The sequence below is a fragment of the Corallococcus sp. AB045 genome (genome assembly GCF_003668895.1).
In the GTDB taxonomy this organism is placed as follows: Bacteria; Myxococcota; Myxococcia; order Myxococcales; family Myxococcaceae; genus Corallococcus; species Corallococcus coralloides.
This window is the reverse complement of record NZ_RAWN01000009.1, coordinates 47668-63153: the sequence shown is the minus strand read 5'-3', so window position 1 is coordinate 63153 and position 15486 is coordinate 47668. Positions and strand designations below refer to the sequence as shown.

Genomic DNA, 15486 nt, shown 5'->3' with positions numbered 1-15486 from the left:
TAGTTCGGGCATTCCCCATTTCACTCATCTGGAGGATTGACCTTGAATTTCATCTCTCGTGCGCTGGTGCTGGGTTCCCTGTCGGCGATGGTCGGCTGTGCCACGACGAAGGGCGGCACGAAGACCCCGGACACGACGGAGCCGACGCCCGGTACCGCGTCGCTGGTCGACTACTGCGACGACACGCAGAAGGCGATCTCCAAGGAGGCGGACACGCTGGCCAGCCCCTACGGGATTGATCAGCACCTGGACAAGAACTTCCCGGACCGCAAGGTGTCGTGGCTGATGACGGACAGCGCGTACCAGAAGTTCGTGGTGCAGACGGGCGCGAAGAACTTCGGCCGCTGCAACGACGTGGGCTGCTACCTGTTCGCGGCGCCGTCCGCGTCCATCCACGGCGCGGTGGAGAAGGCGAAGACGGCGGACGGCAAGCATGACCCGGCGGTGCTGGGCCAGGCGCTGGGCCTGCCGGCGAAGAACTTCGAAGGCCCCCTGCGGATGATGACGCTGGACCTGGGCGCGCAGAAGGTCTGCACGCGCCTGCCGGTGGACGCGGATCCGGGCGTGTGGAAGTGCCAGACGCCGGAGGACACCGACTGCTTCAAGTTCGGCGGCTACACGTCCGGCGGCGCGCCTGAGGTGATGGTCATCAACGCGCCGGTGGCGGACACGCAGGTGGCGGAGATTCCGTGAGCGACGAGGAGGTGCTCCTCCAGAGCCCCCTCCTGTACCGCGTGCTGCGCGAACGGGACGGGGCGCTGTCCATCGAGGTCGTGGTGGGCGGCATCGTCCAGTTCGAGGTGCGCGTGCGCCTGAACGCGGAGGAGACGGAGTCCTTCCAGAAGGAGGGACGCGCCTTCGCGGACCGCATGGCCCAGGCCATCATGGCCAATCCGCCCTTCGGTGGCCGGTCCGTGAAGCTGTCCGCGCCGTGATGCCTTCGCGGGGACCCGCCGCATGCGGGTCCCCGTCGCAAGACACTACGGCGTGGCGGCGGTGTTGCCGGGGATCTCCACCAGCTCCACCTCGAAGGTGAGCACGGCGTTGGGCGGGATGCGCGAGCCCGTGGGCGGGCGCTCTCCGTACGCGGTGCTCGCGGGGCAGGTGAGCTTCGCCTTGCCGCCGACCTTCATCTTCTGCACGCCCTGGGTCCAGCAGGGGATGACGCCGTTGAGCGGGAACTCCACCGCCATGCCGCGCTTGTAGGAGCTGTCGAACTCCGAGCCGTCCACCAGCGTGCCCTGGTAGTGCACCTTCACGGTGTCGATGGCGCGGGGCGACTTGCCGGTGCCGGCCTTGAGCTCGCGGTAGATGACGCCGGAGGGCAGCCGGGTGGCCCCGGGCTCCTTGGACGCGCGATCCAACGTGGCGACGTTGACCTGGGCCATGCGCGCCTTGGCGAGCGTCTGGAGCTTCGCCGCGTACTCCTTCGGATCCACCGCGGGCGGAGTGCCGGCGACCGCGTCCTGGATGCCGCGCTGGAGCAGCGCCAGCTCCTCGGGGGTGAGGGCGAGCGCCGTCACGCTCTGGCCCAGCGAGAGGCCGAGCGAATAGATGGTCTTCTGATCATCCGTCTTGAGCTCCAGGGGCGCCTGGGCGGGGGTGGCCTTCGCGGCGGCCTCGGGCGCGGCGGCCGGCTTGGAACTCTTCGTCGGGGCCTGGGCCAGGGCGAGGCTCGGAGCACCGAGCATCAGGACCAGGGCTGCCTTCCACTGCATACGCATGCTTCCGCCTTTCACGAGAATGGGGGGACTATAGGGCCGCTCGTGCGCCGCGGGTCATCCGTGCGCACAGGCCAACGCGAAGAATCCAGCGAGCGGAAAACCACGGCGCACGAAGGCTTGCCTGGCGCGCGGGAAGGCCGCCGTTTTCTTGCGCGCATGACGTCTGAACGTACTGTGCCTTCAGGTCGCTGCACCCCCGCAGCAGCCTGTTGCACCAGCTGGAGGTCATGAGCCAATGAGCGAGAAGCGGAAGGCCAATCGGGCGCCCCTGGACATCTACCTCAACAAGTACATGGGCGGCGTGCCGTACATGACCCGGGCCGCGGACATCAGCCAGGAAGGCGTCAGCCTCTCCCGCCTCATCGAGCCCCAGCACGACGCGCGCCGCGTGGGCCTCCAGTTCCAGCTCCCCGGCTCCGAGGAGATCATCTACGCCGAGGGTGAAGTCGTACGCGAGTGGAAGGAACTGGGCCGCAAGGAGCAGTCCGGCGTGCGCTTCACGCTGCTCACCGAGCGGCACCGCAAGATGATTGACGCCTACGTCGACCGTCACACCGAAGGCAACTGACACGAGGCGTTACCCTCCGCGTGCGTCACCGCGATTGCGCGGTGCCACCGGCGGTTCGCGGTACCCCGCGCCAGGCGCATCAGGCGGATCCGACTGTCTCCGGGTCGCCTTGACTTCGCGCGAAGCGCCCCCCTTGAATGACCGGAGAGGTTCCCTGTGCGCTCGCCGAGTTTTCGCGGCGGCGACAACGGGAGGAGTGCTCCGTGAGGCGTTCGCTGTGGGGATTGTTGCTGGTCGTGCCGCTGACGGCGCTGGGCCAGGGCAAGGACGCGAAGGTCGCCGCACCCGCCGCTGGACCCGCGCGCGGCGCGGGCAATCCGGGCATCAACTGGGAGGGCCAGATCCTGCGGGCCACGGGCGCCGGAGCCCCCGACCTCAAGGCCGCCAACCCCGGGCAGGCGCGCCTGGGCGCCGAGCGCGCCGCGAAGCAGGACGCGTTCCGCAACCTGCTGGAGCAGGCGAAGAGCATCCAGGTGAGCGCGGGCCGCACGGTGGGCGACGAGCTGGCGCGCGACGACGTGAAGGGCCGCGTCGAGGGCGCCATCCGCGGCTACAAGGTCGTGGCCACGCGCTACTTCTCCGACAGCGGCGTGGAGATGGACGTGGAGCTGCCGCTCGCGGCGCTCTCCGCGGCGCTGACGCCCGCGCAGGATCCGGCCATCGTGCTCAACGCCGATGGCGCGGCGAAGTACACGGGGCTCGTGGTGGACGCGAGAGGGCTGGGCGCGAAGCCGGTGCTCGCGCCCCGGTTGGTGGACGCGACGGGCAAGGCGCTCTACGGCGCGACGGTGCTCACGGAAGAGGCGCGCGGCACCGCTGGCGTCGCGGCCTGGTTCAACAGCCTGGACGAGGCCCGGAAGGCCTCGCGCGTGGGAGACAAGCCCCTGGTGGTGAAGGCCGCGCAGCTTCAGGGCTCCGACCTGGTCCTGAGCGCCGAAGGCATCCGCGCGCTCACCGAGGCGAACACGCGCTTCCTGGCCGAGGGCCGGGTTGTCATCGTCACGCAGTGATGTCCGTGAACTCCTTCCGGACGACGGCCGTGCTCGCGATGGCGGCGATGCTGACGGGCGGCTGCGCGGCGAAGCAGGAGCAGCCCGCGACGGTGGCCCGCGCGGAGCAGTTGATGGCGTCCAATGCCGCCAAGCGCGGCGACCTGGTGCTCCGGTGCGAGCCCTCGGACGCGCAGATCCTGCTGGACGGTGTGGAGCAGGGGACGTGCAGCGACTTCGCCGGGGTGTCGCGGAGCCTGCGGATGGCGGACGCGAGCTTCCACCAGGTGGAGGTGAAGAAGCGCGGGTTCTATCCCTACACGACCTACTACCAGCCCAGTGGAGCGCGGGTGACGTTGAAGGTGAAGCTCCGGCCCCTGGCGCCCGAAAGCGGCGGCGTCCCTCCCTGAGCGGGGCCGTCAAGGCTGGCGCCCTGCACCACGAGGTGGCGGGCGACGCCCCGGGCGCACTCAAGGACCGCAATCAGGGGCCGAAGACGCCGTAGGATGGGCGGGGACAGGAGGCGGTCATCGGACGTCGCAAGAGAGGCAGTGAGCGCGCGGTGAAGGGGGCCCCCCAGCCCATCGCGACCCCGGAGGTGTCCCCGGTCCTGCACGTCGTGCACCCGGAGCCCGTGCCCCCGCCCGGCGACCCCGCGGCCTTGGACGAAACGGAGGCCCGCAGGGTCGACTTCGTCTGGTCCGGCGTGATGGTGGGCTCGCTGGCGCTGGTGTTCGCGCTGCTGTCCGTGTTCGGCGGGGTGGCGGTGCCGGTGCTGCTGGCGCTGACGGGCGCGTACGCGTTCAACCCGTTGGTGACGCTGATGGAGAAGCGCGGCGTGGACCGCACCTGGGGCACGTCCATCCTCTTCTTCGCGGGCACGCTCCTGATGGTGGGCGCGGGCCTGTACCTGGTGCCGGTGTTCCGCGACGAGGCGGCGAAGCTGCCCGGCTTCTTCCAGCGGGCCAGCACCCAGGTGGTGCCGCAGGTGGAGTCGCTCTTGGGCGTGTCGCTGCCGGACCTGGTGAGCCAGCGCACCGCGGAGCTGGGAGAGAAGGCCTCCGAGCTGCTCCAGAGCGCGGGCCCCACGGCGGCGCGGCTGGTGGCGAGCTTCGCCGGCAACACCGCGCGCTTCGCGGCCACGCTGCTGGGCCTGTCGGTGGTGCCGGTGCTGGCGTTCTTCTTCCTCCAGGACTACCCGCGGCTCATGGGCCGCATCCAGGACCTCCTGCCGCGCCGGTCCGTGGCGCTGGTGACCCAGCGCTTCCGCGAGGTGGACGAGGTGCTGTCCGCCTTCGTGCAGGGCCAGCTCACCGTGGGCGCCATCCTGTCGGTGCTCTACGCGGTGGGGCTGTCCGTGGCGCGCATCGACCTGGCCATCGCCATTGGCCTCATCGCCGGCTTCGGCAACATGGTGCCCTACCTGGGCACGGGCATCGGCGTGGTGCTGGCCGTGCTGGGCGTCCTCCTGTCGTGGCAGGGGCCGTGGCAGCTGGCGGTGGTGGCGGCGACCTTCATCATCGGGCAGCTGGCCGAGGGCTTCGTCATCACCCCGCGCGTCGTGGGGGAGAAGGTGGGCCTGGCCCCCGTGGCCGTCATCATCGCCGTGCTCGCCTTCGGTGAGCTGTTCGGCTTCGTGGGCATCCTCCTGGCCGTGCCGGCGAGCGCCATCCTCAAGGTCGTCCTGAGCGTCGTCCTCCAGCGCTACCGCCGCACGCAGCTCTACAAGGGGAGCGTGCAGGCGCCGTGACGAAGCTGGAGAAGCTGCACCAGGAGATCATCGCGTGCCGGGCCTGCCCCCGGCTGGTGGAGTGGCGCGAGGAGGTGGCCCGCGTGAAGCGGCGCGCCTACCGCGACTGGGACTACTGGGGGAAGCCCGTCCCCGGCTTCGGCGACCCGAAGGCCCGGCTGATCATCGTGGGTCTGGCGCCCGCCGCGCACGGCGCCAACCGCACGGGGCGGATGTTCACCGGGGACCGCTCCGGGGACTTCCTCTACGCGGGGCTGCAGCGCGCGGGCTTCGCGAACCAGGGCCACAGCGAGCACCGGGACGACGGGCTGAAGCTGACGGACGCCTTCATCGTCGCGGCCGGCCGGTGCGCGCCGCCGGACAACAAGCCGCTGCCGGAGGAGCTGGCCCGCTGCGCGCCGTTCCTGGACCGGGAGATGGCGCTGTTGCCCGCACGGGTGCTGCTCGCCCTGGGGGCCATCGGGTGGAACGCCGCGCTGGCGTCGGCCGCCCGCACGGGCAGTCCGCTCCCCACGCCCCGGCCCGCCTTCGGCCACGGCGCCGAGTTCCGGCTGCCGGACGGCCGGTGGCTCGTGGGCAGCTACCACGTCAGCCAGCAGAACACCCAGACGGGGAGGCTCACCCCCGCCATGTTCGACGCGGTGATGAAACGCGTCCGCGCGTTGTTGGAGACGTGAGCGCGGGGAAGAGAAGGCCCTTTGCTCATGTTCCTTGACAGGTGTGGGAGCCCGCTGTTATTCCCCGCGCCCATCCGCACGACGGGTCGTTAGCTCAGCGGTAGAGCACTACCTTGACACGGTAGGGGTCAGTGGTTCGATCCCACTACGACCCATCATCAGTAAGTGTTCCATCTCGCGGGCGGCAGGCTTTCTCAAAAGCCTGCCGCCCGCGGTTTTTTCCAGCGCAGGGGTTTATCCGCCATGTCCGAATCCATCACGGTGACGCTCCCCGACGGCAGCCAGAAGCAGACCGCCCGGGGCACGACCATCGCGGACTTCGTGAAGGGCAGCATCGGCGTGGGGCTCGCGAAGGCGGCCCTGTTCGCCCGGGTCAACGGCCAGGACATGGACCTGACCCGGACGCTCGACGAGGACGCGAAGCTGCAGATCTTCACGTCCAAGAGCCCGGAAGGCCTGGACCTCATCCGTCACGACGCCGCGCACGTGGTGGCCAGCGCCGTGCAGAAGCTGTTCCCCGGCACGCAGGTGACCATCGGTCCCGCGACGGAGGAGGGCTTCTACTACGACTTCTTCCGCGAGAAGCCCTTCACGCCGGAGGAGCTGGAGAAGATTGAAGCGGCCGCCAACGCGGAGCTCAAGCAGGACGCGCCCTTCGTCCGCACTGAGATCTCCATGGAGGACGCCATCAAGCTCTTCGAGGAGAAGGGCGAGAAGTTCAAGGTGGAGATCGTAAAGGACATCGCCGCCAAGGGCGCCAAGACGCTCACGCTCTACACCCACGGCGACTGGGTGGACTTCTGCCTGGGGCCCCACGCGCCCAGCACGGGGAAGATCGGCGTCATCAAGATCCTCTCCTCCAGCGGCGCGTACTGGCGCGGCGACCACCGCAACCCCATGCTCCAGCGCGTGTACGGCACGGCCTTCTTCGACAAGAAGGCGCTGGAGGCCCACCTCACGCGCATCGAAGAGGCGCGCAAGCGCGACCACCGCAAGCTGGGCAAGGAGCTGGATCTCTTCCACTTCCACCCGTACTCGCCGGGCGCGGCCTTCTGGACGCCCAAGGGCACCGCGCTCTACCAGACGCTGTCGGACTGGATGCGCTCGCTCACGGCCGGTGACGGCTACGTGGAGATCAAGACGCCCCTGATGTTCAACAAGGGCCTCTGGGAGACGAGCGGTCACTGGGGCAAGTACAAGGAGAACATGTTCCTGGTGCTCGACAGCGAGTCCGGCGAGCACGACTTCTCCCTCAAGCCGATGAACTGCCCGTCGCACCACCTGTTCTACGGCTTCAAGAAGCACAGCTACCGCGACCTGCCCCTGCGCCTGCACACCCAGGACGTGCTCCACCGCAACGAGGCCGCGGGCTCCCTGGGCGGCCTCACCCGCGTGCGCCAGTTCGCGCAGGACGACGCGCACATCTACTGCATGGAGAGCCAGATCACCGACGAGGTGCGGCGCTTCGTGCAACTGCTGGATCGCGTCTACAAGGCGGTGGGCCTCACCTACGCGGTGAAGCTGTCCACGCGCCCCGAGCAGCGCCTGGGCGACGACTCCCTCTGGGACCGCGCGGAAGGCGGCCTCAAGGCGGCGCTGGAGTCGCTGGGCCTGGCGTACGAGCTGGCCCCTGGTGACGGCGCCTTCTACGGCCCGAAGATCGACTTCGCCGTGTCCGACAGCATTGGCCGCAAGTGGCAGCTGGGCACCATGCAGCTGGACTACCTGGCCCCGGAGCGCTTCGACCTCACCTACGTGGGCGAGGACAACGCCGCGCACCGCCCGGTGGTCCTCCACCGCGCCATCTTCGGCTCCTTCGAGCGCTTCACCGCCATCCTCATCGAGCACTTCGCCGGCGCCTTCCCAGCGTGGCTGGCCCCGGTGCAGGCCATCCTCGTCACCGTGGCGGACCGTCAGATGGACTACGCCCGCAAGGTGCGGGACGACCTGCGCGCCAAGGGCTTCCGCGTGGAGCTGGACGAGCGCGGCATCACGCTCAACGCGAAGATCCGCGAAGCCCAGCTGCAGAAGATCCCCTTCACCCTGGTGGTGGGCGACAACGAGGTGGAGGCCGGCGCCGTGGCCCCCCGCCGCTACGGCGGCGAGGACCTGAAGACGATGAAGTACGCGGACTTCGAGGCCCTGCTGGTCAAGGAAGCCACGCTGCCCTGAGTTGTGTAGGGGACTTGACTCCCCGTCCGGGCTGGACTACTTGCGCGACTTCCGGGGATTGAGGCACGCCCTCATCCCCTGAGTCGTCGGAGGGTCCTCCCATCGTTCGCGATCAGAGAACCAATCGCCGTATCCGAGCCCGCGAGGTCCGAGTCGTCGGACCGAACGCCGAGCAGCTCGGAGTCATGTCCCTGGAAGCAGCCCTGGCGCGCGCCCAGGCGGACGGTCTCGACCTCGTCGAGATCTCCCCCATGGCCAAGCCGCCGGTCTGCAAGATCATGGACTACGGCAAGTTCAAGTACGAGGAGAAGAAGAAGGCCTCGGACGCGAAGAAGAAGCAGGTCGTGGTCCACCTCAAAGAGGTGAAGCTCCGCCCCAAGACGGAGGAGCACGACTACGAGTTCAAGGTCCGCAACGTCCGCCGGTTCCTGGAGGAGGGGAACAAGGCGAAGATCACCATCCAGTTCCGGGGTCGTGAAATCACCCACAAGGAGCTGGGGAGCGCGATCCTGGACGATGTGACGAAGGACCTGAAGGAAATCGCGGTGGTGGAGCAGAACCCCCGGATGGAAGGGCGCCAGATGTTCATGATCCTGGCCCCCAACCCGAAGGTGGCGCAGCGTGCCCGCGACCTGGCCCGCCAGCAGGTGGAGGCGGCCGGGAAGAAGCAGGAAGGCAGGCCGGCGGACGTCAAGCCGGCGGTGGCGGCAGTGGTTTCTGCGTTGGCTGTAGGAAACGCTACCCCCATCGCCTCAAAAGAGTGATAGAGGCTTTCGCCCAAAGCGTCCGGGAACCGTGTGTCCCGGTCCGCCGTCAGTCACGAAGACTGCCGGCCGACAGGCAGAAGGAAGGTTTGGGATCATGCCCAAGTTGAAGACCCGCAGCGCCGCGAAGAAGCGCTTCCACGTGAAGAAGAGCGGCCAGGTGAAGTTCGGCAAGGCGTTCAGCAAGCACCTGTTCACCTTCTCCAAGACGGCCAAGCAGAAGCGCGGCAACCGTGGCACGGGCCACCTGCGCGACATGGACGCGAAGAAGGTCATCAAGGAGCTGTTCCCCTACGGCGCCTGAGTCGTCCTCGGGTTTGAACCAATCGTGAGTCCTGGCGGAGCGGCGTGAAGCCAGCGCCCCGGGGCTCCCTTCCAGAAGTCAGGAGTGTGTCATGCGCGTCAAAAAGGGTTTCAAGGCTCGTCGTCGTCGTAATCGCATTCTCAAGCTTGCGAAGGGCTTCCGCGGCCGTCGCAAGAACTGCTACCGCCGTGCGAACCAGGCCGTCGAGCGCGCCCTGGACTACGCCACCCGCGACCGCGCGGTGCGCAAGCGCAACTTCCGCTCCCTGTGGATCGTCCGCATCAACGCGGCCGCCCGCACCGTGGGCCTGTCCTACTCGAAGCTGATCGCCGGCTTGGCGAAGGCGAAGATCTCCCTGGATCGCAAGGTCCTGTCGGATCTGGCCATCGCGGACCCCGCGGGCTTTGCCGCCATCGCCAACATCGCGAAGGCAGCCTGAGACACGGCCGGCGGTGACGCCGGCTTCCGAAGCTGAAACGGGCTGCCTCCACCAGGGGGCGGCCCTTTTTTTTGCCCGGCGCCAGAGGCGACCGGGGCGTGAATGGAAGGCGGGAAGAGGACCATGCGAGACCGGTTGCAGGCTTTGGCGGACGCGGCGCGCCAGGAGATCTCCGGCGTGTCGGAGCCCTCGCAGGTGGAGGCGTTGCGCATCCGCTACCTGGGCAAGAAGGGCGAGCTGTCCGCGGTGCTGGGCGGCATGGGCAAGCTGCCCCCGGACGAGCGGCGCGCCCTGGGAGAGATCGCCAACACCGTCAAGGCGGAGCTGGAGCAGCTGCTGGCGGACGCCACGAAGCGGGCGGAAGAGGCCGCGCTGGAGGCTCAGCTGAAGGGCCCCAGGCTGGACGTGACGCTGCCCGGGCGCGCGGTGCTGCCCGGCGGACGGCACCCGGTGTCGCGCACGATGGAGGACATCGTCCGGACGTTCGCGCGGCTCGGGTTCGAGGTGGCGGTCGGCCCGGAGATCGAGCTCGACTACTTCAACTTCGAGGCGCTGAACCTGCCCAAGGATCACCCCGCGCGGGACATGCAGGACACGTTCTACGTGGACGAGCCCAGCCTGGGCCACGCGAAGAAGGCGGACAGCCCGTCGCTTCTGCGCACGCACACGTCGCCGGTGCAGGTGCGGCACATGCTGGCGCGCAAGCCGCCCATCCGCGCGGTGATGCCGGGCCGGGTGTACCGGCGGGATTCGGACATCACGCACACGCCCATGTTCCACCAGGTGGAAGGCCTGCTCGTGGACAAGGACGTGAGCTTCGCGGAGCTGAAGGGCACGCTGGACGCGTTCGTGAAGGCGTTCTTCGGTTCGGAGACGCGCACGCGCTTCCGCCCGTCGTTCTTCCCCTTCACGGAGCCCTCCGCGGAGGTGGACGTCACCTGTGCGTCGTGCGGCGGCAAGGGCTGCCGCGTGTGCAAGCAGACCGGCTGGCTGGAGGTGCTGGGCAGCGGCATGGTGCACCCGAACGTCTTCACCGCCGCGGGCTACGACCCGAAGGAGGTGACGGGCTACGCGTTCGGCATGGGCGTGGAGCGACTGGCCATGCTGCGCTACGGCATCGACGACCTGCGGATGATGTTCGAAAACGACGCGCGCTTCCTCGCGCAGTTCTGATTCCGGCCCACCAGGAAAGAGGACAACCCTGTGAAGATTTCAGTGAAGTGGCTGGGTGATTACGTCGCGCTGCCGCCGTCCGTGGACGAGCTGGCGCGCAAGCTGACCGCGGCGGGCCTGGAGATTGAGGGCGTGGAGCGCCCCGGCGAGGGCCTGCGCGGCGTGGTGGTGGCGCAGATCCGCGAGTCGGTGCAGCACCCCAACGCGGACAAGCTGTCCGTCACGCAGGTGGACATCGGCGGCTCCGCGCTGTTCCAGGTGGTGTGCGGCGCGAAGAACTTCAAGGTCGGCGACAAGGTGCCGCTGGCCACGGTGGGCGCGAAGCTGCCCAACGGCATGGAGATCAAGCAGGCCGCGCTCCGGGGCGTGGACAGCTTCGGCATGCTCTGCTCCGCGAAGGAGCTGGGCATCACCGAGGACTCGTCTGGTCTGCTCATCCTCCCCGCGGACACGAAGCTGGGCATCCCCATCGCGGAGGCCCTGGGGCTGGATGACTCGGTGCTGGAGGTGAACGTCACCCCGAACCGGCCGGACGCGCTCAGCCACCTGGGCATCGCGCGCGAGGTGGGCGTGGTGACGGGCGCGCAGCTGAAGTTGCCGCAGCCGAAGCCCGCCGAGTCCGGCAAGCCCGTGACGGAGCTGGTGAGGGTGCGCATCGACGCGAAGGAGCGCTGCTCGCGCTACGCGGCGCGGGTGGTGGAGGGCATCACCGTCCAGCCGTCGCCGCAGTGGATGCAGGACCGGCTGAAGGCGTGCGGCGTGCGCGCCATCAACAACGTGGTGGACGTCACCAACTACGTGCTCCTGGAGTACGGCCAGCCGCTGCACGCGTTCGACCTGGAAAAGGTGGCGGGCCAGGAGATCGTCGTCCGCACCGCGAAGGCGGGCGAGAAGCTGCGCACGCTGGATGACAAGGAGCGCACGCTGGACGCGGACGACCTGGTCATCGCGGATCGCGACCGGGCGCAGGCGCTGGCGGGCGTGATGGGCGGCGGCGACAGCGAGGTGACGCAGGGCACGAAGCGCATCGTCATCGAGTCCGCGCACTTCCACGGCTCCGGCGTGCGCCGGTCCGCGAAGCGCTACGCGCTGCACACGGAGGCGTCGCACCGCTTCGAGCGCGGGGCGGATCTGGACGCGGTGCTGCCGGCGTTGGACCGGGCCGCGCAGCTCATCGCGGAGCTGTCAGGCGGCTCGGTGGTGCCGGGCCGGGTGGACGTGCAGCCCGAGCCCCTGGCGCCGCGCCGGGCGACGCTGCGCTACGCGCGCGTGGAGAAGGTGCTGGGCGTGGCGGTGCCGGAGGCGGAGGTCCGGCGCATCCTGACGGCGCTGGGCTTCAAGTCCGTGGAGGAGTCGCAGGGGCAGACGACGTACGAGGTGCCCCGGGCGCGAGTGGACGTGGAGCGCGAGGAGGACCTGATGGAGGAGGTCGCCCGCGTGTACGGCTACGACAACATCCCGGCGCGGCTGCCGCGAGGGCTGGAGACGCTGGCGCCCGAGCCGCTGTCCATGGAGGCCGAGCGCCGGCTGCGCCACGCGCTGGGCGGCGTGGGGCTGTCCGAGGTGGTGAACTACTCGTTCGTGGCGCCGAAGTCGCTGGAGGTGCTGGGCGGGAAGGAAGCGCCCATCGCGCTGATGAACCCGCTGAGCGTCGAGCAGTCGGTGATGCGCACGAGCCTGCTGCCGGGCCTCCTGGAGAACCTGTCGCGCAGCGTGCGCCACCAGGTGGAGTCGGTGGGCCTCTACGAGACGGGCCGGGCGTACTTCCGGGATGCGCAGGGAGGGCAGGGCATGCGCCCGGCGGCTCGCGAGGTGCCGCGCGTGGCGGGCCTGGTGTGGGGCCTGCGTGGCGGTGGCCGGAGCTGGACGCAGAAGGACTCGCGCGTGGACTTCTACGACGCGAAGGGGGCGGTGGAGGCGCTGCTGCACGCACTGCACGTGGAGGGCGCGGCCTTCACCCCGGCGGAGGCGCCCGCGTACCACCCGCGGAGCTGCGCGCAGGTGGCGCTGAAGGACGGGACGGTGCTGGGTCTGGTGGGCGAGGTGCACCCGCGCGTGACGAAGGTGCTGGGCCTGCCGGAGGGCGTGTTCGTGTTCGAGCTGGACACGGATCCGCTGTACGCGGCGGCGCGGCTGGTGCCGCAGGCGGCGGCGTTGCCGAAGTACCCGGCGGTGCTGCGGGACCTGGCGGTGGTGGTGCCGCTGGAGCTGCGCAACGAGGAGGTGCGCCGGGTGATCCTGGAGGTCGGGGCGCCGCTGGTGGAGGACGCGCTGGTGTTCGACGTCTACACGGGCAAGCCCATCCCCGAGGGGAAGAAGAACCTGGCGTACGCCTTGAGGTACCGCTCGCCCGAGCGGACGCTGACCGACGCGGAGGTCACGGCGGCCCACCAGCGCATCATCACGGAGGTGAACCAGCGGCTGGGAGCGGCGCTGCGCGCCTGAATTCCTGAATGAAGTCAGGACGTTGACACGGTTCGGGGAAGGCTGACACCATGCCCCGCGTTCACCGGCCAATCACGGGTGCCAGAGGACTCGCATGACGAAAGCGGACATCATCGAGGGGGTCTACGAGAAGGTCGGCTTCTCCAAGAAGGAGTCGGCGGAGATCGTCGAGCTCGTCTTCGACACCGTGAAGGAGACGTTGGAGCGCGGGGACAAGATCAAGATCTCCGGGTTCGGAAACTTCCAGGTGCGCCAGAAGAAGGCGCGCGTGGGGCGCAACCCGCAGACGGGCAAGGAGATCGAGATCAGCGCCCGCCGGGTCCTGACCTTCCGGCCGAGCCAGGTGTTGAAGAGTGCCCTGAACGGCGAGGCACCCCCGGAGAACCACGCGGAGATCGACGCGCAGGAAGAGGCGGCGGCGGACGCGGCGGAAGCCCGGGGCGAGGACTTCGACGAGGGAATGGAAGAGGGCGACGAGTAGGTTTTTTTCACCAGCGCCCGTCACCTCCTGCTTGACCTGAAACGAGGGCAGGGGCATAAGGGCGCACCGTTTCACGACGGCGGTTCTCGGGGCGTAGCGCAGCCTGGTAGCGCACTTGCTTGGGGTGCAAGTGGTCGCAGGTTCAAATCCTGTCGCCCCGACCAAATAGAGGCCCTGGAGTTTCCGGTGCAAGCCGGTGACTCCAGGGCCTTTGTTTTTGGTTCAGCGTTCTCAGCTGCAAACCAGCGAATCCAGCAAGCTGCGGCAGGTCTGAAGAACTCATGTAGAGTCCTTCACGGATTCCGGTGCAGGCCCTCGCCTCCGAGGCGTGCCGGGCCTGTCACCCATGAAATTCCTCGCCCTCCTGTTCCGGACGTCCCCCGCGTCGCTCATCCTGGTGACGCTCTGCGGGCTCCTGTCGGGCGCCAGCAACGCGGGGCTCATCGCGCTGATCAACCACGCGCTCGGGGCCCAGCTGCGGGTGAGCTCGGCGGTGGCCCTGGGTTTCGTGGTGCTCGGCGTGCTGACGCTGTTGCTGCGCTACGGGACGCAGGCCCTGGTCAACAAGCTCAACGGGGACGCGCTCTTCGACATGCGCATGCGGCTGGCCCGTCAGGTCGTCGCCACGCCGCTGCGGCGCCTGGAGGAGCAGGGCATTCCCAACGTGATGACCGTCCTCACGGAGGACCTCTTCGTCATCAGCACCGCGTTGGGCGTGTTGCCTCGCTTCCTCACCAACATCGCCATCGCGCTGGGCTGCTGCGTCTACCTGGCGTGGCTGTCCTGGCAACTGCTCGTCGGCTTGTTGCTCGCCATCGCGCTGAGCGTGGTGGGCTACCGGCTCCTGGCCCGGAGCGCCATCCTGGATCTCCAGCGCACTCGGGAGCACCAGGGGGCGCTGTACAAGCAGCTTCGCGGCCTCACGGAGGGCATCAAGGAGCTGAAGCTGCACCAGGAGCGGCGCGCCGCGTTCCTCACGGAGGAGGTGGAAGCCACGTCCTCACTCGTGCGCGCGCTGCAGATCCGGATCGGCAACGTCTTCGCGGCGACGGGGAGCCTGGGGATGCTCCTGTCCTTCGCCTTCGTGGGGGCGCTCATCTTCGTGATGCCGGGCCTGGGCTGGGTGCAGCCGTCGGTGCTGGTGGGGTACTGCATCGCGGCGCTCTACCTCCAGCAGCCGCTCCAGTCCGTCATGGAGACGCTGCCCATCCTGAGCCGCGGGGATGTGTCGTGGACGAAGGTCCACCAACTGGGGCTGACGCTCGACTCCCTGGGCTCCGATGCACCCGCGCTTCCCGAACGGGGACACCGCGCGACGTTCCAGACCGTCGAACTCGTGGGCGTCACCCACACCTATTACCGCGAGGAATCCGATGGGCACTTCGTGGTGGGACCCATCCATCTGCGCATGCACGCCGGGGAGCTGATCTTCCTCGTGGGCGGCAATGGCAGCGGGAAGACCACGCTGGCCAAGCTGCTCACGGGGCTGTACCAGCCCGAGGGCGGGCAGATCCTCGTGGACGGTCAGCCCATCACGGAGCAGACGCAGGAGTCCTACCGGCAGTTGTTCTCCGCCGTGTTCTCGGACTTCTACCTGTTCGAACGGCTGCTGGGGCTCGTCGGAGAGGGCACCGCCTCGCAGGTGCAGCACTACCTGTCGCTGCTCCAGTTGTCGCGGAAGGTCCGGATCGACGGCGGCGTCCTCTCCACCACCGAGCTGTCTCTGGGGCAGCGCAAGCGGCTGGCGCTCCTCACCGCCTACCTGGAAGACCGCCCCATCTATCTCTTCGACGAGTGGGCGGCGGATCAGGACCCCGCGTTCAAGGCCGTGTTCTACACGGAGCTCCTTCCGGAGCTGAAGCGCAAGGGCAAGACCGTGGTGGTCATCTCCCACGACGACCGTTACTTCGGCGTCGCTGACCGCGTCCTCCGGCTCGACGCCGGGAAGCTGGTCGCTCCCGCCGAGTCCGTTCCGGTCCTGCAGGAGCGCGCCTCCTGAC

At 68.8% G+C, this 15486-nt stretch carries 15 protein-coding genes, 2 tRNA genes and 1 pseudogene; 17 read left to right on the top strand and 1 reads right to left on the bottom strand.

Annotated features, from left to right (window positions below; translation table 11 throughout):
- The first annotated feature begins 42 nt into the window (after window positions 1-42).
- Window positions 43-693, top strand: a complete 651-nt coding sequence (locus tag D7Y21_RS03900) for a hypothetical protein (protein ID WP_120566096.1) — start codon at window positions 43-45, stop codon at window positions 691-693.
- Window positions 690-935, top strand: a complete 246-nt coding sequence (locus D7Y21_RS03895) for a hypothetical protein (protein WP_121711328.1) — start codon at window positions 690-692, stop codon at window positions 933-935. Before D7Y21_RS03900 ends, D7Y21_RS03895 begins: the two co-directional genes overlap by 4 nt.
- A gap of 45 nt (window positions 936-980) precedes the next feature.
- On the opposite strand, the gene D7Y21_RS03890 is transcribed toward D7Y21_RS03895, so the two are convergent.
- Window positions 981-1724, bottom strand: coding sequence for an FKBP-type peptidyl-prolyl cis-trans isomerase (locus D7Y21_RS03890; RefSeq protein ID WP_121711326.1), 744 nt, complete (start codon window positions 1722-1724; stop codon window positions 981-983).
- Between the two features lie 235 nt (window positions 1725-1959).
- Here D7Y21_RS03890 and D7Y21_RS03885 point away from each other — a divergent pair, with 235 nt between their 5' ends.
- The 15 genes and pseudogenes from D7Y21_RS03885 to D7Y21_RS03815 all read left to right on the top strand — a co-directional run bounded on the left by D7Y21_RS03885 (window position 1960) and on the right by D7Y21_RS03815 (window position 15485).
- Window positions 1960-2292, top strand: coding sequence for a PilZ domain-containing protein (locus D7Y21_RS03885; RefSeq protein WP_120566093.1), 333 nt, complete (start codon window positions 1960-1962; stop codon window positions 2290-2292).
- A gap of 203 nt (window positions 2293-2495) precedes the next feature.
- On the top strand, window positions 2496-3302 hold the full coding sequence (locus D7Y21_RS03880; protein WP_121711323.1) for an LPP20 family lipoprotein: 807 nt from the start codon (window positions 2496-2498) through the stop codon (window positions 3300-3302).
- The gene (locus D7Y21_RS03875) at window positions 3302-3691 is read left to right on the top strand and encodes a hypothetical protein (protein ID WP_121711321.1); all 390 of its coding nucleotides are present in this window, start codon (window positions 3302-3304) and stop codon (window positions 3689-3691) included. Before D7Y21_RS03880 ends, D7Y21_RS03875 begins: the two co-directional genes overlap by 1 nt.
- Window positions 3692-3891: 200 nt before the next feature.
- Entirely contained in the window at window positions 3892-5031 is a 1140-nt protein-coding gene (locus D7Y21_RS03870; RefSeq protein ID WP_370038073.1) for an AI-2E family transporter, read from the top strand.
- Window positions 5028-5708 (top strand): uracil-DNA glycosylase, encoded by a 681-nt coding sequence (locus D7Y21_RS03865; protein ID WP_121711319.1) that lies wholly within the window; start codon window positions 5028-5030, stop codon window positions 5706-5708. The genes D7Y21_RS03870 and D7Y21_RS03865 overlap by 4 nt, the downstream gene beginning before the upstream one ends.
- 83 nt (window positions 5709-5791) lie before the next feature.
- A tRNA-Val gene (locus tag D7Y21_RS03860) sits at window positions 5792-5863 on the top strand.
- An 88-nt stretch (window positions 5864-5951) separates the two neighbouring features.
- Window positions 5952-7880: a threonine--tRNA ligase gene (gene thrS / locus D7Y21_RS03855; RefSeq protein WP_120566089.1), complete on the top strand. Its 1929-nt coding sequence runs from the start codon at window positions 5952-5954 to the stop codon at window positions 7878-7880.
- Window positions 7881-7981: 101 nt separating this feature from the next.
- Entirely contained in the window at window positions 7982-8644 is a 663-nt protein-coding gene (gene infC, locus D7Y21_RS03850) for a translation initiation factor IF-3 (RefSeq protein ID WP_121711317.1), read from the top strand.
- 97 nt (window positions 8645-8741) lie between these two features.
- The gene (gene rpmI, locus D7Y21_RS03845) at window positions 8742-8948 is read left to right on the top strand and encodes a 50S ribosomal protein L35 (RefSeq protein ID WP_120566087.1); all 207 of its coding nucleotides are present in this window, start codon (window positions 8742-8744) and stop codon (window positions 8946-8948) included.
- A gap of 91 nt (window positions 8949-9039) precedes the next feature.
- Window positions 9040-9387, top strand: a complete 348-nt coding sequence (gene rplT, locus D7Y21_RS03840; RefSeq protein ID WP_014397247.1) for a 50S ribosomal protein L20 — start codon at window positions 9040-9042, stop codon at window positions 9385-9387.
- Window positions 9388-9510: 123 nt separating this feature from the next.
- The gene (gene pheS / locus D7Y21_RS03835; RefSeq protein ID WP_121711315.1) at window positions 9511-10560 is read left to right on the top strand and encodes a phenylalanine--tRNA ligase subunit alpha; all 1050 of its coding nucleotides are present in this window, start codon (window positions 9511-9513) and stop codon (window positions 10558-10560) included.
- Between the two features lie 30 nt (window positions 10561-10590).
- Window positions 10591-13005, top strand: a complete 2415-nt coding sequence (pheT, locus tag D7Y21_RS03830) for a phenylalanine--tRNA ligase subunit beta (protein ID WP_121711313.1) — start codon at window positions 10591-10593, stop codon at window positions 13003-13005.
- A gap of 94 nt (window positions 13006-13099) precedes the next feature.
- A pseudogene (locus D7Y21_RS03825) lies at window positions 13100-13378 on the top strand (integration host factor subunit alpha); the annotation flags it as partial.
- A gap of 195 nt (window positions 13379-13573) precedes the next feature.
- A tRNA-Pro gene (locus D7Y21_RS03820) sits at window positions 13574-13650 on the top strand.
- Window positions 13651-13832: 182 nt separating this feature from the next.
- Window positions 13833-15485: a cyclic peptide export ABC transporter gene (locus tag D7Y21_RS03815; protein WP_121711311.1), complete on the top strand. Its 1653-nt coding sequence runs from the start codon at window positions 13833-13835 to the stop codon at window positions 15483-15485.
- Window position 15486 lies beyond the last annotated feature (1 nt).

Coding starts and splice junctions, on each gene's coding strand:
- D7Y21_RS03890 (WP_121711326.1), bottom strand. CDS start 1,724: ATGCGTATGCAGTGGAAGGCAGCCCTGGTCCTGATGCTCGGTGCTCCG.
- D7Y21_RS03885 (WP_120566093.1), top strand. CDS start 1,960: ATGAGCGAGAAGCGGAAGGCCAATCGGGCGCCCCTGGACATCTACCTC.
- D7Y21_RS03875 (WP_121711321.1), top strand. CDS start 3,302: ATGTCCGTGAACTCCTTCCGGACGACGGCCGTGCTCGCGATGGCGGCG.
- thrS (WP_120566089.1), top strand. CDS start 5,952: ATGTCCGAATCCATCACGGTGACGCTCCCCGACGGCAGCCAGAAGCAG.
- rpmI (WP_120566087.1), top strand. CDS start 8,742: ATGCCCAAGTTGAAGACCCGCAGCGCCGCGAAGAAGCGCTTCCACGTG.
- rplT (WP_014397247.1), top strand. CDS start 9,040: ATGCGCGTCAAAAAGGGTTTCAAGGCTCGTCGTCGTCGTAATCGCATT.
- pheS (WP_121711315.1), top strand. CDS start 9,511: ATGCGAGACCGGTTGCAGGCTTTGGCGGACGCGGCGCGCCAGGAGATC.
- D7Y21_RS03815 (WP_121711311.1), top strand. CDS start 13,833: ATGAAATTCCTCGCCCTCCTGTTCCGGACGTCCCCCGCGTCGCTCATC.